Below are 21,211 nucleotides of genomic sequence, written 5' to 3' on the forward strand. Positions count from 1 at the left end.
TCAGCCTCCCTGCGAGATCACGCGCCGCGCGGCTCGCCGCCACACCCACCGGGTGAACAGCGCCAGCACGACGACCCAGGCAGCCTGGACGGCCAACTGGACTCCGGCGTCGGACAGTTCGATGCGACCGACATAGATCGACAGCGGCACGCTCAGTGTCGCCTGGAAGGGGAGGAAGGTGCTGAGCGTGATGAACCAGTCCGGGAAGAACCACAACGGCGCGTACACCCCGGACATCAGGTTCTGCGCGAAGATCAGGATGAGCATCGCGGAGTTGTTGCGGATGGTGAAGAAGCACAGCTGGTCGAGGACGAGCATGACGTAGTACAGGACCCACTGGCCGAGCAGCATGCTCACCGCGAACACCCCTGCCACCGCAGCCGACTTGGGAGGTTCCACGACCCCCACGGCGAGGCAGACCGCGAATCCGCCGAGCGCCCACGCCAGCCCGTAAAGCTGCTCGCCGAGGGCGCGCAGGGCGTAGTAGCGCTGGGGCGGCAGCGGGCGCAGGTACCAGTAGACGATCGTGCCGAAGTGCATGTGCTGCAGCACCGTGTCCCGGCCCGCGTACTGGTCCAACTCCCGCAGCCGGGAGGCGAGTACGGCCAGGACGGCGTACGTGACCGCCTGGTCGCGGGTCAGCCCGGCGGTGGTGCCGGTGTGGGAGTACAGGCCGCGCCACAGCGACGCCACCAGGACCACCTGGACGGTCAGCCGGAGCAGGACGGCCGTCATCCGGGGCGGCGTGTGCAACTCGCCGAGCGGCGTGACGCGGGCGGCGCGCCAGCCGTGCAGTACGGAGGCCATCTCAGGCTCCTTCTGCCGCGGTCTCGGCGTGCACATACGCGGCCCGCATCACGTCCTCCAGGTCCGCCTCGTCGAGGGCGAGGTCCGTCACCTCGTACCGCTCGATGACCTGCTTCAGCGCCTGGTGCACGGTCGGCGCGTCGGGGCCGTCCGGGCCGAAGACCGCCTGCGGGCCCTCGTGCCGCAGCAGTGCGATGCCCGGCAGGGAGCCGACCTCGGTGTGCGGGTCGGCGAGCGATACCCGCACCTGCCAGGTGGACCCGAACTTGCGGCGGATCTCGTCGAGGGTGCCGTCCAGGACGAGCCGCCCGTGGTTGATCAGCACGACCCGCTCGGCGAGCCGCTCGACCTCGGTCATGTCATGGGTGGTGAGCAGGACCGTCCGGCCGCGCTCCTCCACCTGGTGCCGCAGGAACTCCCGCACCTGCTCCTTCACCACCACGTCCATGCCGATGGTGGGCTCGTCGAGGAAGACGACCGGCGGGTCGTGCAGCAGGGCGGCGGCCAGGTCGGAGCGGACGCGCTGACCGAGGGAGAGATGGCGGACCCGGGTGTCCCAGAAGGAGGAGAGGTCCAGGAGATCGTCGAACTCCGCGAGTCTTGCCGCGTGTTCGGCCTTCGGCACCTCGTAGATGTCCCGCAGGATGGCGAACGACTCGCGCACCGGGAGGTCCCACCACAGCTGGGTGCGCTGTCCGAACACCGTGCCGATGTTGCGGGCGTTGCGCTCACGCTCCTCGTACGGCACCACCCCGGCGACGCGGGCCGACCCCGCGGTGGGGGTGAGGATGCCGGTGAGCATCTTGATGGTGGTGGACTTGCCGGCGCCGTTCGGGCCGAGCAGGGCGAGGAGTTCGCCGGGGGCGACGGAGAAGGTCACGTCGGAGACGGCGTGCTTGGCGACCTTCCGCGGGTTGACCAGAGAGCGCAGTGCGCCGGTGAAGCCGGGGCGGCGGACGGTGGTGTGGAAGGTTCGGGACAGACCGCGAACCTCGATATTGCCATTCAAGTGCATCAACGCCCTTGTTCTGAACGCAAGTTGCGGCCGGTCGGCATGTCTGCCGACCGGCCGCTGGTGGCCCTTCCGACGGTGTCGGAAAGTCGATCAATCGGTCAATCGATTTACGGTTTTCTCACCGCGAATTCTCACTCGTGGTTCGAGAACACGAACGAGAACTCCGTGGGCTCGGCCTTCAGGAAGTACTGCGGCAGCGGACCCGGACCACACGACTGCGAACCGATGCCGTGCTGGCCGTGGTCGAGGTTGATCCACAGGGTGTCGCCCGGGGTGAGGTCGGTCAGATGCCGGGCGGCGTCCAGCTGCTCGTTGGTCCAGGGCCGGGCGCTGAACCAGAACTCCGGGTCGCCCTCGATGCGCAGCCCGCCCAGCTCCGCCCAGCGGACGTCGGCACGGGCGCCGTTCTCCTGCGGGCGGACGTACGGGGTCTGCAGGTCGTCGATGCCCGGCAGCCACTGCCCGAGCTTCGAGGCGGCACGGGTGTCGGGGTACGCCTCGGACCCGCCGCCGAAGTACAGGACTTCCCGCGCGGCGTCGGCCGGCAGCCCGAAGCGGATGCCGAGCCGGGGCAGCGGCAGGGCCCAGTCGCCCTCGGGCGTGACGGACACGGTCAGCTTCAGCCGGGTGCCGTCGGACGTCCAGCGGTACACCGTGCGCAGGCCCACCTCGGCGGCGGCGGGCGCCACCCGGGTGCGGACGGTCAGCGCGTCGTCGCCCAGCTCCACGGCGTCCAGCCGGTGCTGCATCCGGTGCAGGCCGAGCTTGCGCCACAGCACGCCGTAGCGCGTGTCGTCCTGCCAGGAGGCGCCGTCGTCGTTGTCCGTCGTCGCCCGCCACACGTCCAGGCGCAGCCCGGTCACGTCGAGGCCGCAGATCGTCGTCGGCCGGCCCGAGCGGGCGTCGAAGGTCGCCGGGCCGAGCGTGATCAGCCGCTCGTCGTGCACGGGCCGCTGCGAGGCGGCGACGGTCGCGGGTGTGCGCAGGGCGACGGTCTCCTGACCCCACGCCACCTCATGGCCCTTGGGCCCCCAGGCGGTGTCCTCGGCGAGCAGCGCGCGAACCGTCCACAGGACCTCGTCGCCCTGGCCGTCGGGGGCCGCCGCCGGGAGCTTGACCTCAGCCGACTCACCCGGCGCGAGGGAAGGCACGGTGAGCGTGTGCGCCCCGGTGGGGAATCCGTCCACCGCGTAGGAGAACTCGAACTCCAGGTGCGAGAGATCGGCGAAGTCGTACGCGTTCGTGATCCGTACGGTGCCGCCCGTGCCGTCGCCCTCGATACGGACCGGCTCGATCACCTTCTTGTACTCGGCGAGCCCCGGGGACGGCCGCCGGTCCGGGAAGATCAGCCCGTCGCAGACGAAGTTCCCGTCGTGCAGCTCCTCGCCGAAGTCGCCGCCGTAGGCGTAGCCCAGCTCGGGGTGCTTGACCCCGTGGTCGATCCACTCCCAGATGAAGCCGCCCTGGAGGCGCTCGTACCGTTCGAAGATCTGCTGGTAGTCGGCGATCCCGCCCGGGCCGTTGCCCATCGCGTGGCCGTACTCGCACTGGATGAAGGGGAGTTCGCGCCGCTTGCGGGTGCCGCCGTCCAGGTCCTGCCCGATGCGCTCGACCTCCTCGTGGGAGGCGTACATCCGCGAGTACACGTCGGTGTCCCGGCAGTTCCAGTCGCCCTCGTAGTGCACGAGGCGCGAGGAGTCCCGGCCGTGGATCCACTCGGCCATGGCGGTCAGCCCGCGCCCGGTGCCGGCCTCGTTGCCGAGGGACCAGAAGACGACGGACGGGTGGTTCTTGTCCCGCTCGACCATACGGGCGGCGCGGTCCAGCAGCGCCGGGGTCCAGCGGTCGTCGTCGACGGGGTTGTCCCGCCAGCCCTGCTCGGTGAAGCCGTGGGTCTCCAGGTCGCACTCGTCGATGACCCACAGGCCGTACTCGTCGCACAGGTCGAGGAAGGCCGGGTGCGGCGGGTAGTGCGAGGTGCGCACCGCGTTGAGGTTGTGCCGCTTCATCAGCAGCACGTCCTCGCGCATGGTCTCCAGGTCGAGGGCGCGGCCCTTCTCGGGGTGCCACTCGTGCCGGTTGACGCCCTTGAAGAGGATCGCCCTGCCGTTGACCTTGATGAGGCCGTCTTCCAGGACGACCGTACGGAAGCCGATGCGCAGCGGCACGCGCTCGCCCGCCGTGACCAGCTCGCCGTCATACAGCTTCGGTGTCTCCGCCGACCACGGCTCGACCGCGACCGTCACCGGCTCACCGGTCGCGACATCGATGTCGAGGGCGGGCACGGACACCCGCCCGTCGACGTCGGAGTCGACGCGCAGGGTGCCCTCGCCCGTGGTGTGGTCGTAGGAGGCGTGCACGAAGAAGTCGCCCACGCTGCCCGTCGGGCGGTGCAGCAGGGTGACGTCACGGAAGATGCCCGGCAGCCACCACTGGTCCTGGTCCTCCAGGTACGAGCCCGCCGACCACTGGTGCACCCGGACGGCGAGCACGTTCCCGGCCGGCTTCAGCAGGTGCCCCACCGCGAACTCGTGGGGCAGCCGGGAGCCCTTGAACTCGCCGATGTCCGTGCCGTTCAGCCAGACCCGGGCGCAGGACTCGACGCCGTCGAAGCGCAGGACGGCACCGCCGTCGGCCGGCCACCCGTCGGGCAGGTCGAAGACCCGCACATGGTCGCCGGTCGGGTTGTCGGTCGGGACGTGGGGCGGGTCGACCGGGAAGGGGTAGAGGTGGTTGGTGTAGATGGGCGACCCGAACGCGCCGTCGCCCTGCAGGACCCAGTGGCCGGGGACCGTGACCTCGGCCCAGTCCCCGGCGTCGTACCCCTCCTCGGCGAACGAGTCGTCCTCGGCGTCGGCGGTCGCCGACAGGCGGAAGCGCCAGCTGCCGTTGAGGGACAGGGACTTCGCGTCCGAGGACGCGTACCAGGCGCGGGGCGGGAGCGCCCCGCGGCCCGGGGAGACGTCCTCGACGTAGTCGACGGAGGGGGTGGTGCGGAAAGACATCGGTCTCCAGCTCTTGGGAAGAAGGCGTCAGCCCTTGATGCCGGTCTGTGCGATCCCCTGCACCAGCCAGCGCTGCAGGAAGAGGAACACGAACACCAGGGGCAGGATGGAAACGGCCGTGGCCATGAAGATCAGATGGAAGACCACGGTCTGGTTGGTCATGTAGCTGGAGAGCGCGACCTGGACGGTCCACGAGCTCGGGTCCTGCCCGATGACCAGGGGCCACAGGAAGGCGTTCCAGCCGTTGATGAAGGTGATGGTCGCCATCGCCGCGAAGAAGTTCAGCGAGTTGGGTACGACGACACGCCAGTACGCCCCCCAGTAGCCCAGGCCGTCCATGCGTGCCGCCTCCTCCAGTTCCTTGGGGAACCCCAGGAAGTACTGCCGAAAGAGGAAGCAGGTGAAACCACTGAACAGGCCCGGGATGATGAGGCCCCGGTAGGTGTCCACCCAGCCGAGCGAGGAGACCAGCACGAAGCTCGGCACGAAGGTGACCGCGGTCGGGACCATCAGGGTTCCCAGGACGGCGTAGAACACCTTGTTGGCGTGCTTGTACGGGATGCGGGCCAGACCGTAGCCCGCGAGGGAGCACACCAGCAGGACGCCGACGGTGTGCAGGGTGGCCACGACCGCCGAGTTCCACAGGGACTGGGCGAAGGGGACCGTCTCGTCGCTGAAGAGCTCGCCGATGTTGCCCCACTGGATGTCCGTGGGGAAGATCTTCCAGTTCTCTCCGGTGATCTCGGCGTCGGTGGAGAGGGCGTTGCGGACGATGATGTAGAAGGGGACCAGGAAGAGGAAGGCGGCGACGCCCGTGGCGATGTAGAGGCCGGTGGAGCTCATCACGCCGCCACCGCGCCTGACCCGGCCGGGTGTGTCCGACGTCGGTGCGGATTTCCGCACCTTGGGCATGGCGGTGGTCACTTGGACTCGTCACCCCTTCCAAAGCCCATGATCTTGCCCTGGAGCAGGGTCACGGCGCAGATCAGCACGGTCAGGATGAGTGCGCCCGCGCTGCCGGCGCCGTAGTCCTGGCTCTCGCCCAGGGCCTTGTAGTAGAGCTCGACGAGGGGCGGGCGGCCCCAGGTGGTCTTCGACAGCAGGTTGAAGAACTCGTCGAACGCCTGGTAGGCGGCGATCAGCAGCAGCAGGATCACCGCGGTCGACGTGGCACGCAGCTGGGGCAGGGTGATGTACCAGAAGGTCTGCCAGCCCGACTTGGCGCCGTCGATGGCGGCGGCCTCGTACAGCTCTTCCGGGATGTTCTGCAGCGCCGCGATGAACAGGATCATGTAGAACCCGGACTGCAGCCACAGCCGGGCGGTCACGATGACCAGCCAGTACCAGGGCGGGTTGGGGTCGATCAGCCAGGCGATGTTCTCGACCCCGAACCAGCCGAGGACCGTGTTCATCAGGCCGAAGCGGACGCCGCTGAAGATGGACATCTTCCAGATGAGCGCCGCGGCGACATAGCTGACCGCGGTCGGCAGGAAGAAGACCGAGCGGAAGAACGCCCGCATGAAGCGCATCCGGTTCACCAGCAGTGCCAGGCCCAGCGAGAGCGCCCAGGTGGTGGGCACGATGAACGCGGCGAAGACGGTGAAGGTGCCGAGCGAGCCGACGAAGTCGTCGTTCGTCAGCATGTACTTGTAGTTGTCGAACCCGACGAACTTGTCCGGCGTGACGGTGAAGCGGGCCTCGAAGAAGCTCAGCCAGAGGCTCCATAGGATCGGTGCGTAGACGAAGATCGCCAGACCGATCAGGAACGGCCCGGTGAAGAGCCAGAAGGCGAAGGTGGGGCTGCCCCGCAGACCCCGCCGCGGCTTGGCCGATGAGGCCTTCGCCGGGGCGGAGCTCGCGAGGTCGAGCTTGGTGGTCGTCGACATGTCGTGGTCCGTCCCGCGGCCTATCCGAACAGCTTCTTGAGCTCGCGGTTGACGGCCGCGTCGCACCTGTCGAGAGCCTTCTCCGGGTCCATGTTCTTGCGCACGCAGTTGGCGAAGACGTCCTCGAAGGCGGTGCGCATGGCCTGGGTCCAGCCGATGTTGTCGAAGTGCCCGAACTCGTTGAAGAGCTTGACGCCCTCAGCGGCGTTGCCCGACTTGAGCTTGGTGGCGGACTCGGCGAGCGAGGTGCGCGGCGGGATGTGGAAGCCGTAGGAGGTGGCCCAGTCCTCCTGGTACTCCTTCTGGTCGATCCACAGCCACTTGACGTACTCCTTGGCCGCGTCGACGTTCTTGCCCTTGGCGTTGACGAACATCGACCAGCCGCCGTTGTAGACCGACTGCTTGCCGTTGTCCGTGACCTTCGGGAAGGGGAAGACGCCCCAGTCGTCGCCGAGCGCGTCCTGGATTGCCGGCATCGCCCACATGCCGCAGAACTGGATGGCGCACAGGCCCTGGTTGAAGGAGGAGGGGTCCCAGGACTCGGTCGGGGCGCCGAGGAGCAGATCGCCGCTGGTGAACAGCGTGCGCATCTTCTTCAGACCCTCGACGACACCGTCCGTGTGATAGGCGATCTCGTTCTTCTCGGTGAGGTGCTGGGCGCCGGCCGACCAGATCAACGTGTCGTTGACGCTGTGCAGGTCGTTGCCCATGTACAGGCCCTTGACCTTGCCAGTGGTGAGCTTGGCCGCGGCCTCCATCAGCTCGTCGAACGTGGTCGGCACCTCGACCTTGGCCTTCTCCAGCATCGACTTGCGGTAGAAGAAGAACTGCGGGTCGTCGATCATCCGGACGCCGTATATCTTCCCGTCGACCGTGTGCGACTTGATGTCGGCCGGGTTGAAGTCGTCCTTGACCGGGTCGATGATGTCGGTCAGGTCCGCCACCTGGCCGCTCTTGACCATCTGGATCTGCGGGTGGAACTCGAAGAGATCCGGCGCGTTCTTGGTGAGCAGGGCCGAGAAGAGCTTGCTCTCGAAGTCCGAGCTGGTGATCCACTGCGTGGTCACGTTGGCTTCCTTGTACGCCTTCGCATACCGCTTGATGGCCTGCTCGGTGCCCGCCTCGCCGTACGCGTGGAACATCTGCACGAGGTTGGTGCCCGAACCGGACCCGCCACCGCGGCCGTTGTTGCCGCCGCACGCGGCCAGCCCGCCCGCGGCCGCCAGGCCCATCGCGGCCCGCAGTACGTTCCGGCGGTCCCAGTTGCTGTTGCTCAATGCCGACATGCTGACGTCCTTGTCTCGAGTACGGCTGCGGCCCTGTGCTCGTGCCTGTGGCTGGAGCGGCTCAGCGCCAGTTGGCTCAAAGGGGGGTGCGGTGCGGGACGTTAACCTTCGGCTAAGGCTTCGGCAAGGGGTTGGACGAAGCCTGTGCGAAGCGTTGCGCAACGTTCGGGATACCGGACGTGACGGCTGGTGCGGGACACCGCACCAGTGACCCGCGACGGTCGCTAGGAAGGCGGTGCGGTACGGCTCCTGGCGGGGGTGGTGGTTCGTTTCGGCTGCCTCTGTCCGACGGACCGCAAGGCCCCCTCGAGCGCGAACGTCGCCGCGCCCAGGCACACCGGGTCGGTGGGGATCGGGGAGAGGACGATCTCGGTGGCGGCCATCGGCCGCGGCAGCGCGTGCCGGGCGACGGCCTCGCGCACCTCCGTGACCAGGGGTTCGCCGAGGCCGGCCGCGACCCAGCTGCTGAGCACGACCACTTCGGGGTTGAACAGGTTGACCAGGTCGGCGATGCCGGCGCCCAGGTAACGGACGGTGTCGCGGACCACCTTGAGCGCCACCGGGTCGCGCTTTCGCAGCCCCCGGGCGAGCGCGTCGATCGTGGCCGTCTGGTCCTCCGGATGCAGCAGCGGGCTGTCGGCGCTCAGCTCCCGCAGGGTCAGCATGATCCCGGACGCGCCGACGTACGCCTCCACGCAGCCGTGTCTGCCGCACCGGCACAGCCGTCCGTCCAGGACGATCGTGGTGTGGCCCCACTCGCCGGCGCTGTTGCTGACGCCCCGGTGCAGCCCGCCGCCCAGGACCAGCCCGGCGCCCACGCCGGTGCCGAGGTTGACCACCACGGCGTCCCCGCTCCCGCGCGCGGCCCCGAACCACAGCTCGGCCACCGCGCTGGCCCGCAGCGGGTTGTCCAGGTACAGCGGGTAGGCGATGTGCTCGGTGAGCAGGTCGAGCAGCGGCACGTCGTGCCAGTCCCAGTTGGGCGCGTACTCGGAGAACCCGGTGGCGCGGTCCACCTGCCCCGGCACGCTCACGCCGACGCCGAGGACACGCGCGCCCTCGATGCCGGCCTGCGCGACCACCGAGCCGACGGCGGCGGCGACATGGCCCACCACCTGCTCGGGGAGGCTCTCCCCGGGGCGGACGTCCTCCTCGGCCCGGGCCAGCACGTTCAGCCCGAGGTCGAACAGCTCGACATGGACGTACGTCTCCGCGATGTCGACGCCGATCAGGGCGCCGCCGGACGCGTTGACGGCCACGAGCCCCCGGGGACGGCCGCCCGCCGAGTCCTCGAAGCCGACCTCCGTGATCATGCGGAGGTCGAGCAGCTCGCCCACGAGGGTGGCGACCGTGGCGAGACTGAGACCGGTGGCGGCCGCCAGCTCCTGCCGGGAGGTGGGTGACGCGGCGATGATCTGGCGCAGCACCTCGTAGCGGTTGGCGGTGCGGATGTCGCGTGATGTGCCGCGCTTCATCGAACTCCCCTCACTGGCGGGCGCCGGCTCGGTCGGGTCGGCCGGGGTTGTCCCCCCGGGAAACACGGCACCGGCATGCCGGGTCGTCGTCGGCACCGGCGCGGCGCAAGGCTATGGCGTGCGGAGACTTTCGACAAGGGGTTAGGAAAGGGGGTTTACGAAGTCCCTCAGGGCTTCACTCACCCATTATGTCCTGCACGAAGGCGTTGGCGAATTTCCGACCCGGGTCCAGCTCCCGCGCCAGCGTACGGAAGTCCGCCAGTCGCGGATACCGTCCGCGCACGACCTCGGCCGCGACCGCGAACACCTTCCCCCAGTGCGGCCGCGGCTCGAAGGCGTCCAGCGCCTCCTCCAGCCGCCGCACCACCGGCAGGACGGCAGCGGTGTCCGCGATCCACGTGAAGTGCAGCGCCACCGTGTCCCGCCCGTAGGAGGGGCTCAGCCACTGGTCGTCGGCGGCGACGGTCCGCACCTCGCAGGTCTGGAGCACGGAGGCGACCGTCTCCCGGATCCCGTCGATCGCGCGCAGCGCGTCGACGGCGTACCGGCGCGGCAACAGATACTCCGACTGCAGCTCCGCCCCGCTGCTCGGCGTGAACTCCGCCCGGAAGTGCGGCAGCCGCTCGTGCCACGGCCCCGGCACCCCGAACTGCTCCGTGCAGTTGACCGCGGGCATCCCCGGCACCGGGTGCAGCTTCTCGGTGGCGGGCGCGGCCCACGGGAAGTCGGGCAGCGGCTGGTCGGTGCGTCGCTTGAGCCACACCTGCCGGAAGCCCGGCGCACGCCAGTCGGTGAACAGGCTCACGCTGTACGCCGACGCCATCACCGTCTCGAACGCCGCGAAGTCCAGCCCGTCCAGCGGCAGCTCGGTGAACAGGTGCTGCTCGACGGCGAAGGACGGCTCCAGGTCGAGGGTGAGCGCCGTGACGACACCGAGGGCGCCCAGCGAGGTGACGGCCCCGCCGAACCGCTCGTCGCCCCGCCCGACGGTCACCACCGACCCGTCTCCCGTGACCAGCTCCACCTCCCGCACGGACGAGGCCAGCGCGCCGTTGCCGACCCCCGACCCGTGCGTGCCGGTGGCGACCGAGCCGGCCACCGAGATGTGCGGCAGGGACGCCATGTTGGGCAGCGCGAGCCCGTGCGCGTCCACCGCGCGGGCGAGCTCGGCGTACCGCACGCCGCCCGAGACCCGCACCGTACGGGCCGTGCGGTCCACGTCGATCACCGGTGGCAGGCCGGCGATCGACAGCAGGAGACCCTCGGGCCCCGGCTCGGCGATCCCGTTGAACGAGTGCCCGCTGCCCAGCACCCGGACCGTCGCGCTCCCGGCCACCAGGGCGCGGATCGCGTCGAGCGAGTACGGCCGGTGCAGTTCCTTGGCGGTGTAGGTGATGTTGCCCGCCCAGTTGGTGATCGTCTCCGTCATCCCTCGCCGTCCTTCAGGGTGAGTGCGTGTGCGTTGACCCTCTCATCCGCGGCTGCCTACGGTAGATACCGCTTTCCATGCCACCCGACCGCACCCCCGCCCCACCTCGCCGAGCCGGAGGCCACGTCCTTGACCCAGCGGCCGTACGCCATATTCGCCATGTCCGCCGAGAACGTGCCGCAGGTCTTTCCGCCGGAGGTGCTGGAGCGGCTGCGGGAGTCGGTGGACATCGATCCCGGCCTGGTGGCGGAGGACTTCACGGACCCGGACCCGCGCCTGAGGGACGCGCTCGCCCGCACCGAGTTCCTCGTCACCGGCTGGGGCTGCCCCCGCCTCGACACGGCCGTACTCGACGCCGCACCGAAGCTGCGCGCGGTGCTGCACTCGGCCGGCTCGGTCAAGAGCCTCGCCACGCCCGAGCTGTGGCGCCGGGGCATCACGGTGACCTCGGCGGCGGTGGCCAACGCCGTGCCCGTCGCCGAGTACACGCTGGCCATGACCCTGCTCGCCGGGAAGGACCTCTTCGCCGCCCGCGACCGCCTGCGCACCGAGCGGGCCTTCCCGGGCTGGGGGCTCGTCCCCGGCATCGGCAACCACGGCCGCCGGGTCGGAGTGATCGGGGCCTCGCGCATCGGCCGCCGGGTGATCGAACTCCTGCGCCCCTTCGACCTGCGGGTGAGTCTCACCGACCCCTACGTCGACGCGGCCGGCGCCGCCGAGCTGGGCGTCCCCCTGCTCGACCTGCCCGAACTGCTGCGCACCTCGGACGTCGTGACGATCCACGCCCCCGAGACCCCGCAGACCCGCCACCTCATCGGCCCACGCGAGCTGGCCCTCATGCCCGACGGGGCGGTCCTGATCAACACCGCGCGCGGCGGCCTGCTCGACCACGACGCCCTGATCACCGAACTCCGCACCGGCCGCCTCTCCGCGATCCTCGACGTCACCGACCCGGAACCGCTCCCTGCCGACTCCCCCCTGTACGACCTGCCCAACGCCTTCATCACCCCTCACCTCGCCGGCTCCCAGGGCAACGAGGCGTCCCGCCTGGGCCTCGCGGTGGCGGAGGAGGCGGCACGTCTGCTGGCGGGCGCCGGGCCGGCCCACCCGGTCGACCCGGCGATGCTGGGGCGGGAGGCGTAGACGCGGCGGGGGTGCTTCGCGCGGGTGTTTGCGCGGGTTTCGCGGTACGGCTTCTGCCGCTCGCCGAGTTGCCTCTGCGCGGGCGACGGTGAAGACGGGCCCGGTGCTACGCCAGGCCGGGGCAGCCGGGCAGCCGGGCAGCCGTGCGTCCAGCGGCCGGCCGGAATGCCTTCGACGACGACCCGCCATGTATCGACCCGGCACGCACATCGACCCCGCGCGGCTGGAGCCGTATCGACGCGGGGGAGGCAGGGGGCGCGGGCGGGCCGTTGGTCCCGGCCAAGCTCCGCGACCGGCCTCCGTGCCCCACCTGGCCTCCGTGCCCCACCCGGCCTCCTTCCCCCCGCCCGCCGGTCGGAGCCTGACACGTTCGCCCCGCAGGGGACCCGATGCGGGCCGGGCTCGGGGAGGGGCATACCGTAAGGAGTCGTACGCCTGAGCCGGGAGGAGATTACGGATGGGCAGCCGCACCGCACTGGTCGAGGATCTGATGGAGCGATTCCCGCACGTTCCGCGGGAAGCCGTCTTCAAAGAGGATCTGCTGCGGGGTGGCGTGGCCTTCGACCCGTCCGCCCTCAGCGACAACGAGTCCGGTGAGGTGAAGCCGAAGTCGTACTTCATCTTCTCCTTCGACCACGGCACCCTGCCCGAGCTGGGCGAGGCCGCGCTGCGGCGGCCGCCGGAGGAGATCATCCTCACCGGCGGGCCCTACGACCTGCGCCGCACCGTCGTCTCCGTGCGTGTGAACCCGTCCTCGCCCTATCGGGTCGCCGCCGACGACGAGGGCATGCTCGGCCTCTACCTCGACGGCAAGCGGATCGCCGACGTGGGTGTGCCCCCGATGCCGGAGTACTACCGGCACAAGCTCTCCAGCGGGAAGTCCGTCATGGAGGTGGCCCCGACCATCCAGTGGGGCTATCTGATCTACCTGACCGTCTTCCGGGTCTGCCAGTACTTCGGCGCCAAGGAGGAGTGCCAGTACTGCGACATCAACCACAACTGGCGCCAGCACAAGGCGGCCGGGCGGCCGTATACCGGTGTGAAGGACGTCGACGAGGTCCTGGAAGCCCTGGAGATCATCGACCGCTACGACACGGCGAAGGCCTCGACCGCCTACACCCTCACCGGCGGCGCCATCACCTCCAAGCTCCAGGGCCGTGACGAGGCCGACTTCTACGGCATGTACGCCAAGGCCATCGAGGAGCACTTCCCGAACCGCTGGATCGGCAAGGTCGTCGCCCAGGCACTGCCGCGCGACGACGTGCAGCGCTTCAAGGACTACGGCGTGCAGATCTACCACCCCAACTACGAGGTGTGGGACGAGTACCTCTTCAAGATGTACTGCCCGGGCAAGGAGCGCTACGTCGGCCGCGACGAGTGGCACAAGCGGATCCTGGACTCGGCGGAGGTCTTCGGCGCGCGCAATGTGATCCCCAACTTCGTGGCGGGCGTGGAGATGGCCGAGCCGTTCGGCTTCAAGACGGTCGACGAGGCGATCGCGTCCACGACCGAGGGCCTGCGCTTCTTCATGTCGAACGGCATCACGCCCCGCTTCACCACGTGGTGCCCGGAGCCGACGACCCCGCTCGGCAAGGCCAACCCGCAGGGCGCGCCGCTGGAGTACCACATCCGCCTGCTCCAGGCCTATCGCCAGACCATGGACGACTTCGGTCTCTCCTCGCCCCCCGGCTACGGCCCTCCCGGCCCCGGCCGTGCGGTGTTCTCGGTCAGCTCCTTCATGGACAGCCTTCCGGGGCAGGAGCAGGAGCAGGAGCAGGAGCAGAAGTCCGCGGTCGTGGACTAGCGCTCGACGGCGAAGTGGTCGAGGATTCAACGACGGGTTGGGTGAGACAGACGGGGCCGACGTCCGTACAAGTGGCTGAGTTCCACTGAAGTTGCGGGGGCGCGGCCTGTCCTGACATCTGAACACGGCGCTTGTCAGTTGTGTTGGAATCGTGAAAAGCTCATCTCCTGCCGCGAGGTTCCCCCCAACTCCATTGCCAATATGGCGAGTTGACCTCGCATGTGGATGCAGGAGACTCATGCCCGACCTGCCGACCCCCCAGGACGCCACCGAGGCAGCGCTGTTCTCCGAGTGCTGGGACGCCGTGCTGTCGTACTCCGACCTGTGCACGGCTGGCTCCACCGCGGCCCATCAGCTTGCCACGGAGGCGTTCTCGACCGGTATACGCGAGGCCCGCGACACCGAGGCCGGGACCTTCCGCAGCGCCGGCCGCCGCCCGGCCCGCCTGCCCCGCATCCCCCTGCTGCTGACCGCCGTACGCACCACTGCGGCCGCCTGGGAGGAGAGCGGACAGGGCCACAAGCTCGACCCCGACCTGCGCCTGTGGCTCAACTCCGAGAAGGCCGACCGCTACACCAGCCCCCCGCTGCAGCGCCCGCTCGCGCTGCGCGGACTGCGCGACATGCAGGAGCCGGACGCGGCCCTGCTGTGGCTGGCCGAGGTGGAGGCGCTGCCGCTGCACGTGGTGGCCCGTCGGCTCGGCCTCGACCCGGCCGCCGTGTCCGAGGAACTCACCCAGGTCCGCAGCCTGTTCAGGGACCGCTGCCACCGCAACCACCTCGACACGCCGATGGACGCGCGCTGCCGCAGCTACGCCCGCCTCCTCGACGCCGTCACCCGCTCGACCGGCGCCGACGCCCCCGGCGACCTCTCCCGCCATCTCGCCACCTGCGTGCCGTGCGCCGAGGCCGCCGCCTGTCTGCGACTGAACGGCGCCGGGCTGCCCGCGGCGCTCGCGGGCGGTGTCCTCGGCTGGGGCGGCCTCGCCTACCTGGAGCGCCGCCGCAGAGCCGCCGAGGTGCGCCTCGGCGCCGGACGCCCCGACCCGGTGGACGCCGCCCCGCCGAACCCCGGCGCGCACAAGGCACGCGTCGTGCGCAACGGCCTCCTCGTCGCCGCCGTCCTCGTCTCCGTGCTCGCCCTCGCGGTGTCGATCATGCCGGCCGGCTCCACCGGCGACGGCAGCACGGCGGGCGGCGACCCCTCCGACCGCCAGCCGGTCGCCGACCCCGGCTTCACCCTGCCGGTCACGGCCGCCACCCGGCCCTCCGAGGACTCCCCGGAGCCGTCGGACAGCGCCCCGGACGCCGACGACTCGCCCGACCCGAAGAAGCCGGACCCCGGACCGCAGGGCACCACGTCGTCCACGGCCGGCGCGGACGATCCTGACCGGCCGGACCCGTCCGCGAGCGAGCCGGTCACCTGCAGCGTCGACTACGACCTGGTCAACGAATGGCCCGACGGCTTCCAGGTCACCATCACCGTCACCACCGAACGCGCCCTCGACGACTGGCGCGTCGCCTGGTCCTTCCGGAACGGCCAGCAGGTCGGCCAGATGTGGGACGCGAGCTTCGCCCAGGACGGCCCCCGGGTCACCGCCACCGCCGCCGACTACAACAAGACCGTCCCCGCCGGCGGCGAGCTCGCCTTCGGCTTCCTCGCCTCCCGGAAGGGCGAGAACTCCCCGGCGTACGGCTTCACGCTGAACGGGCACGACTGCGCGAAGGTGTGAGACCCGAAGAACACACTGTGGCGGTGCCGTTCGACAAGTGTCGCCCCTTTCCCGCGTCGTACGGGTCGTACCCCTCCGCGAGCCGACGCCGGCTCACTATCCTCCGTTAGAGGGGCTGGGCTCCTTCACGGCCGTTCGGGCGGGCGCTCACCCTCTACGGTGCTTGTTCCGTGCACACGAAACGTCGTTCGGGCACCTCCGCAGGCCCGAGGTGCACTCCGGTGACAGCTGAGGGAAGGGCTGCGAGCCCATGGTCGCACTCGATGTGGTCAGCGCGGTGATCGGCTGGCTGGTGGCGCTGTGCGGTGACTCCGGCTTTCACCTGGTGCGGGACCAACGGGACGAGCGGGCCCTGCGGAAGACACTCCAGGGCTGCATGGACTCCGTGGTCGCCTCCGTACCGCCGAACTCGCGCAGGACCCTGGAGCGCGGCATTGCGCGGTACTTCACGTCACCGCCCGCCCTGCGGCTGGATGGTACGCAGCCAGTGCACGACGCCCTGGAGGCCGCGGTGGACGCGCAGATCGCCGAGCTCGGCCAGTGGGTGGCGCGGACCACGGGTGTGCCGTTCGTGGAGGCCGTGGCCGTGGAGCCGGACGAGCTGCGCACACGGATCACCGATGCGATCGTCTCAGGTCTGCGGCAGTACGCCGCCGCCGGCGGCATGAGCGAACTGGTCCGCGCACTGGACACGGCGGAGATACTGGGGCGGATCAACGCGCTCGGCCTGCGGCTGGACGGGCTGACAGTCCCCTCCCGGGCGGCGGTCGCCTTCAGCCTGCCGCGCGACACCGCGTCCTTCACTGGACGGGCCACCGAACTGGAACACCTGATGCGCACGGTCGACCGGGACACGCGGGAGCCGGATACCTCGCCCGTCCTGGCAGTGCACGCCGTGGACGGCATGGCAGGGGTGGGCAAGACGGCGTTCGCGGTGCGCACGGCTCACCTGCTGGCCCCCCGCTTCCCCGACGGTCAGCTCTTCCTGCACCTGCACGGGCACACTCCGGGCCGACGCCCCGTGGACGTCTCGGACGCGCTGGTCTCCCTGCTGCTCACCCTCGGCGTCCCCGCGAGCACGGTTCCGACGGACGTCGGCACACGAGCGGCCATGTGGCGAGGCGTGGTCCGGTCCAAGCGAGTACTACTGGTACTCGACGACGCGGTCTCCAGCAGCCAGGTCCGTGCCCTGCTGCCCGGCTCTCCCGGTTCTCTGGTGATCGTCACCAGCCGACGTCGGCTCACCGCGCTCGAAGGGGTCGTACCGATGAGTCTGGGCATTCTCGCGCCCACCGAGGCCACGGAGCTGTTCGCCCGCCTGGCCGGGCGCCCCAGCGTGGACGCGGCCGACCCGCAGGTCGCGGAGGTGGTGCGGCTGTGCGGCTACCTTCCGCTGGCTATCCGGCTGACCGCGGGCAAACTCGCCCACCACCCCAGTTGGACCGTGGACGACCTCGTCCAGGACCTGACGGCCACCCAGGACCGGATCGCGGCCATGCGGGCCGAGGACGACTCCGTCCAGTCGGCGTTCGACCTGTCCTACGGGGACCTCTCCCCCCAACAGCAGAGGATCTTCCGCTGTCTGGGGCTGTTCCCCGGGACCGAGGTGGACGCGTTCGTGGTCGCGGCACTGGCCGGGGTGTCGCCGGCCGACGCACAGGACCTGCTGGACGGGTTGTTCCAGCACCACTTGGTCGAAGAACCGGCCCGCGGCCGCTACCGGCTGCACGACCTGATGCGCCAACGCGCCACGTCGCTGGTCTCCCTCGACCCGGTCGACGAGATCGAGTCGGCGGTGGACCGGATGCTCGCCTACCACGTGCACACCCTGCTGCGCGCCACGTCGTTCCTGGGCGCCCGGATCCCGGTGACGCCGGCCGAGGTACCGGGCAGCCCTCCGGACGCCATGCCGCGGATCGACGACGTGGAGCAGGCGCTGGCCTGGATCGGGACCCGGCGAGCGGATCTGCATGCGGTCGCCGACTTCGCGGCAGCACGCAGCCGAGGGGCCTACACCGTACGCATCGCCGCGACCCTGCACCCGTATCTGCGCGCTCAGGGGCACTGGGACCAGGCACTCGTGCTCCACCGGGCGGCACTGGCCGCAGCGGCCGCGGCGGGCGACCGGGTCGGCGAGGCGGAGAGTCTGGCCAATCTCGGTGCGATGCAGCGGCTGCGCGGCGACTACCTGGCCGCGCTGGAGACCCACCGGCGGGGCCGGGAGGTGCACAGGCGACTCGGTGACCGGCTGGGCGAGGCGACCGCGGTTCACGAACTGGGCGTCAACCAGCGCCTGATGGGGGAGTACACGGCCGACCTGTCCCACCAGGAGGAGGCTCGAGCGCTCTACCGCGCCGTGGGCAACCGCATCGGTGAGGCGAACACTCAGCACGAAGTGGGCACGCTGCACTGGCTCACCGGGAACCTCGCCGCGTCCCTGGACGCTCAGTCCGAGGCCCTGGAGATCTATCGGGAGCTGGGCAACGACTTCGGGATGTCCTTCGCCCACAACGAACTCGCCGTGGTGGGCCGCCTGATGGGCGCCCTCCCGACGGCGGCGACCCACGCGGCCCGCGCGCTCGATCTGCACCACCGACTCGTCAACCGGCACGGGGAGGCGTACTCCCGCGCCGAACTGGCTCTGATCATGGCGATGACCGGCTCGATGAATGACGCGCTCGCCGCCGCCGCGGCCGCCGTCGATCTGCACAGGGACCTCGGCAGTACCTACGGCATGGGCATGGCCGTGCTGGCGCTGGGCACCATCCAGCGTCAACAGGGCGACGACGCGGCAGCGCTCACCTCCCTCGTGCACGCTGTGGAGATCAACCGGGAGACCGGGTTCCGGCACGGTGAGGGCTGCGCGCTCAAGGAAGCAGCTGTCGTACGCGACCGGCTGGCGCACGAGGACGAGGCGGACGCCGACTTGGCCGCTGCCCAGGAACTGCACCGGCGATTCGGCCACTGCTACGCCCTGGCGGACGCGTTGGTGGCCGAGGGCGACATCCTCGCTCGCCGTGGTCACCCCGAGGCGGCGCGGGGCCCCTACGAAACCGGCCGGGAGCTGGCCCGGGAGATCGGGGCGCCCCTGCTGGAGGCGCAGGCGGGGGAGGGGGGCGGACGGGCCCTTGTCGCCGTGGGTGACTGGGATGACGGGGTGCGGTGGCTGCGCGCCTCGCTCGTGCTGTACGAGCGGGCCGGTGTGGCCGACGCCCGTCGAGTCACGGAGTTGCTGGGGCGTCTGTGAGACGGCCGACGCGGCAGTTGGCGATCTGCTCGCGGGCGTACACAGTGCAGGGGGCGCCCAGGTCGGCTGCCCTCTGGTAGTGGTCGCGGGCCTCGTGCAGTCGCCCGACGAGTACCAGGAAATCGGCCAACCGCACTTGGGAGACCGGGTCCTCGGGATCCGCGCGGACGACGGCCCGCAGTCGGCCCTCCGTCTCCTCACGGTCGCCCCGGGCCTGCGCCGTCCTGGCCCTGGTCATCAGCACGAGCCGGAGATTTTCCTCCGCGAGGAGCCGGCGCTGCGGCCCGGCCGCTCGCAGCGCCGCACGGGCCAGGCGCTCGGAGGTGTCCAGCATCTCTCGGACCCGGTCGTGATCACCTTGATGAAAGGGTACAAAGCTCACCCCCCGCCAATAGACACTGAGCAGGATCTTGCTGTACGTGCCAGATGGTGCCCGTGCCACCAGGGCCCGAGCCGCGGAGTGCCATTGGGCCATCGCAACCAGTGAGACGTCGGACCGCGCGTGCTCCACCACGAGGCCGACCGCGGCGCCCAACCGTAGGGGCGGCGGCAGGTCGTCGTCCTCGGCCTGGGTGCGCAGCAGCCCTCGCAGTCGGTCAGTCACCTCGGGGGTGTCGCCGAGGACCAGACGCCGGGCCGCACAGAGCCGTTGAGCAAGCCGCAGCCCATCGTGCACGGAGGTCCTGCCAGGGAGGGGGAGAGCGGCCAGGACGCTCCAGAAGCCAAGCCGGGCCAGAACGGTGGATACGGCCAACTGCCTTGTCAGGTCGAGCTGTTGCCAGGTGTCGAGGTCGGCGCACAGGCGTTGCCACGCGAAGCTGCTACGGGCCGTGGGGCGCTCGCGGGGATCTCGTATCGCGACATCCTGCTCCCCGGCCTCCGCGGCCTCCCCGGCCAAGGCCGCGCGGAAGGAGGCGGAGGGGAAGGACTGGTAGGGCGGCAGCGGCAGGTCCGCGAGGTAACGGCGCCCGGTATCGGCGACCGCCCGGGCGTGCAGGGGGCCGTGATCGGAGCCGAGGTCGTGGTACGCGGCCAGACGGTAAAGGGTCACAGCGACTCCCCGAGGGCGTCGAGCATCCGCGCACGGATGTGGTGAATGATCTTCCACAGATCGGGGCCGTACACGGACGGGTTGTCGAAGCCGTGGCCGGCCCGGTAACGGTGGGCGAGCAGGCCGCCGCCGCAGATCCGTGCGATCGGGCAGGCCCGGCACTCGGCGGCCAGGGCGGCAGGTCCGCTCTGGCACGCGACGATCGACGGTTGGCTCAGTGCGGCGTCGAGGGGGTGATCGTGAACGTTCAGGCCGAGCCGGGCCGCTCCGGGATACGCGGACTTGAGCGAGTCGACCTGCTCCAGACTCCCGTCCGTCTCGATGACGAGCGTGCGGCACGGAGCCTGCCCCAGGGACTCGGTGGCGATGTCGTCCCCCAGGAGCAAGCCCATGACGTTCTCGAACAATCGGATGCCGGTACGGCGCTCGGGAGCATGGAACCAGTGGTCGAAGATCCGCAACAGCCAGTCGGCGTAAGGGGTTTGGCGGTGGTCGGCGCCGCGGTGCGGTGGGCGACGCGACCAATTGCCGTGAGGCAGGAGGAAGTCCACCACCGGAGGCCGGTGACGAATCAGTGCCCGATAGGTGCTCACGGGGTCGTGGGTCACATCGATGGTGCACAACAGCCCGGTGAACAAGTGCCGAGTGGCCGGCCGAGTGAGCAGAGCGAGCCCGTCGGCGATACGGGTCATGCTGCCGCCGCCGTGGTGATGGCGCCGGTGACCGTCATGGTCGGCGTCGGTGCCGTCGAGGCTGACGCCGACCTTGATGCCCCAACGCGAGAAGACCTCGAGGAAACGCGCATCCAACAGCGTCCCGTTCGTTTGCACGCCGAGGGAGAGCGCCGTCGACGGCGGCATGGCGCTGCTCACGGCGTCGGCGATCCGCCCGATGGCGGCAGGTCCGGCGAGGAGCGGTTCGCCGCCGTGCAGCACGACGTGCACCCGGCCGAGGTCGAACGTGCGGGCGTGGTCCGCGATGCGGTGCGCGACACGTGCGACGACCTCGTCGGACATGACACGGGGGCGCTCGCGCCAACTGTCGTCGCCGCTCCGGTAGAGGTAGCAGTAGTCGCAGGCAAGGTTGCAGCGACCGTGGACCTTGAGGACGAACTCGTTGAACGGAACGACGTCGGGCCGAAGAGCGGGCGGCTTCACAGGCCCGGTTCTATGAAGGAGTTGAAGGACCCGATGTCCGGTTCCCCCAGCAGCCTGGCACGGTGCCGCTCCAGGACGACCCGCAGGGCGGGGTTCATCCGTTGCACGAAGCGCAGGAACTCCTCGGTCGGCATTCTCGCGAGGTGCGAGGCATCGATCGCCACACCGTCATCT

The 21,211-nt window shown here is 70.2% G+C and carries 15 protein-coding genes; 4 read left to right on the top strand and 11 right to left on the bottom strand.

Annotated features, from left to right (window positions below; all coding sequences use genetic code 11):
* The 8 genes from ABIE67_RS36450 to ABIE67_RS36485 all read right to left on the bottom strand — a co-directional run bounded on the left by ABIE67_RS36450 (position 1) and on the right by ABIE67_RS36485 (position 10,903).
* Complete coding sequence (locus tag ABIE67_RS36450; RefSeq protein ID WP_370265812.1) at positions 1–807, bottom strand: ABC-2 family transporter protein; 807 nt, start codon at positions 805–807, stop codon at positions 1–3.
* Between the two features lies 1 nt (position 808).
* Positions 809–1,816 carry an ATP-binding cassette domain-containing protein gene (locus tag ABIE67_RS36455; RefSeq protein WP_370269299.1) on the bottom strand — a complete coding sequence of 336 codons (1,008 nt, stop codon included), beginning with the start codon at positions 1,814–1,816 and terminating at the stop codon, positions 809–811.
* A 137-nt stretch (positions 1,817–1,953) separates the two neighbouring features.
* Positions 1,954–4,827 carry a glycoside hydrolase family 2 TIM barrel-domain containing protein gene (locus ABIE67_RS36460; protein ID WP_370265813.1) on the bottom strand — a complete coding sequence of 958 codons (2,874 nt, stop codon included), beginning with the start codon at positions 4,825–4,827 and terminating at the stop codon, positions 1,954–1,956.
* Positions 4,828–4,854: 27 nt separating this feature from the next.
* Entirely contained in the window at positions 4,855–5,739 is an 885-nt protein-coding gene (locus tag ABIE67_RS36465; protein ID WP_370269302.1) for a carbohydrate ABC transporter permease, read from the bottom strand.
* A gap of 8 nt (positions 5,740–5,747) precedes the next feature.
* Positions 5,748–6,713, bottom strand: coding sequence for a carbohydrate ABC transporter permease (locus ABIE67_RS36470; RefSeq protein WP_370265814.1), 966 nt, complete (start codon positions 6,711–6,713; stop codon positions 5,748–5,750).
* 20 nt (positions 6,714–6,733) lie between these two features.
* Positions 6,734–7,999 (bottom strand): ABC transporter substrate-binding protein, encoded by a 1,266-nt coding sequence (locus ABIE67_RS36475; RefSeq protein WP_370265815.1) that lies wholly within the window; start codon positions 7,997–7,999, stop codon positions 6,734–6,736.
* 224 nt (positions 8,000–8,223) lie between these two features.
* Positions 8,224–9,474: an ROK family transcriptional regulator gene (locus tag ABIE67_RS36480; RefSeq protein WP_370265816.1), complete on the bottom strand. Its 1,251-nt coding sequence runs from the start codon at positions 9,472–9,474 to the stop codon at positions 8,224–8,226.
* Between the two features lie 175 nt (positions 9,475–9,649).
* Positions 9,650–10,903, bottom strand: coding sequence for an FAD-binding protein (locus ABIE67_RS36485; protein ID WP_370265817.1), 1,254 nt, complete (start codon positions 10,901–10,903; stop codon positions 9,650–9,652).
* A gap of 129 nt (positions 10,904–11,032) precedes the next feature.
* Here ABIE67_RS36485 and ABIE67_RS36490 point away from each other — a divergent pair, with 129 nt between their 5' ends.
* The 4 genes from ABIE67_RS36490 (at position 11,033) to ABIE67_RS36505 (ending at position 18,829) form a co-directional block, all read left to right on the top strand.
* Positions 11,033–12,046 (top strand): hydroxyacid dehydrogenase, encoded by a 1,014-nt coding sequence (locus ABIE67_RS36490; protein WP_370265818.1) that lies wholly within the window; start codon positions 11,033–11,035, stop codon positions 12,044–12,046.
* 457 nt (positions 12,047–12,503) lie between these two features.
* The gene (locus tag ABIE67_RS36495; RefSeq protein WP_370265819.1) at positions 12,504–13,850 is read left to right on the top strand and encodes a radical SAM protein; all 1,347 of its coding nucleotides are present in this window, start codon (positions 12,504–12,506) and stop codon (positions 13,848–13,850) included.
* 238 nt (positions 13,851–14,088) lie between these two features.
* Positions 14,089–15,582: a cellulose binding domain-containing protein gene (locus ABIE67_RS36500; protein ID WP_370265820.1), complete on the top strand. Its 1,494-nt coding sequence runs from the start codon at positions 14,089–14,091 to the stop codon at positions 15,580–15,582.
* A gap of 250 nt (positions 15,583–15,832) precedes the next feature.
* Complete coding sequence (locus ABIE67_RS36505; protein WP_370265821.1) at positions 15,833–18,829, top strand: tetratricopeptide repeat protein; 2,997 nt, start codon at positions 15,833–15,835, stop codon at positions 18,827–18,829.
* On the opposite strand, the gene ABIE67_RS36510 is transcribed toward ABIE67_RS36505, so the two are convergent.
* The 3 genes from ABIE67_RS36510 to ABIE67_RS36520 are packed head-to-tail and all read right to left on the bottom strand — an operon-like array spanning position 18,804 to position 21,201.
* A complete protein-coding gene (locus ABIE67_RS36510; protein WP_370265822.1) occupies positions 18,804–19,880 on the bottom strand; it encodes a hypothetical protein in 1,077 nt (358 codons plus the stop codon). The genes ABIE67_RS36505 and ABIE67_RS36510 overlap by 26 nt on opposite strands.
* Positions 19,877–21,037 (bottom strand): FxsB family cyclophane-forming radical SAM/SPASM peptide maturase, encoded by a 1,161-nt coding sequence (locus tag ABIE67_RS36515; RefSeq protein ID WP_370265823.1) that lies wholly within the window; start codon positions 21,035–21,037, stop codon positions 19,877–19,879. The genes ABIE67_RS36510 and ABIE67_RS36515 overlap by 4 nt, the downstream gene beginning before the upstream one ends.
* Positions 21,034–21,201: a hypothetical protein gene (locus ABIE67_RS36520; protein WP_370265824.1), complete on the bottom strand. Its 168-nt coding sequence runs from the start codon at positions 21,199–21,201 to the stop codon at positions 21,034–21,036. Before ABIE67_RS36520 ends, ABIE67_RS36515 begins: the two co-directional genes overlap by 4 nt.
* Positions 21,202–21,211: the final 10 nt, after the last annotated feature.

Source organism: Streptomyces sp. V4I8 (assembly GCF_041261225.1).
In the GTDB taxonomy this organism is placed as follows: Bacteria; Actinomycetota; Actinomycetes; order Streptomycetales; family Streptomycetaceae; genus Streptomyces.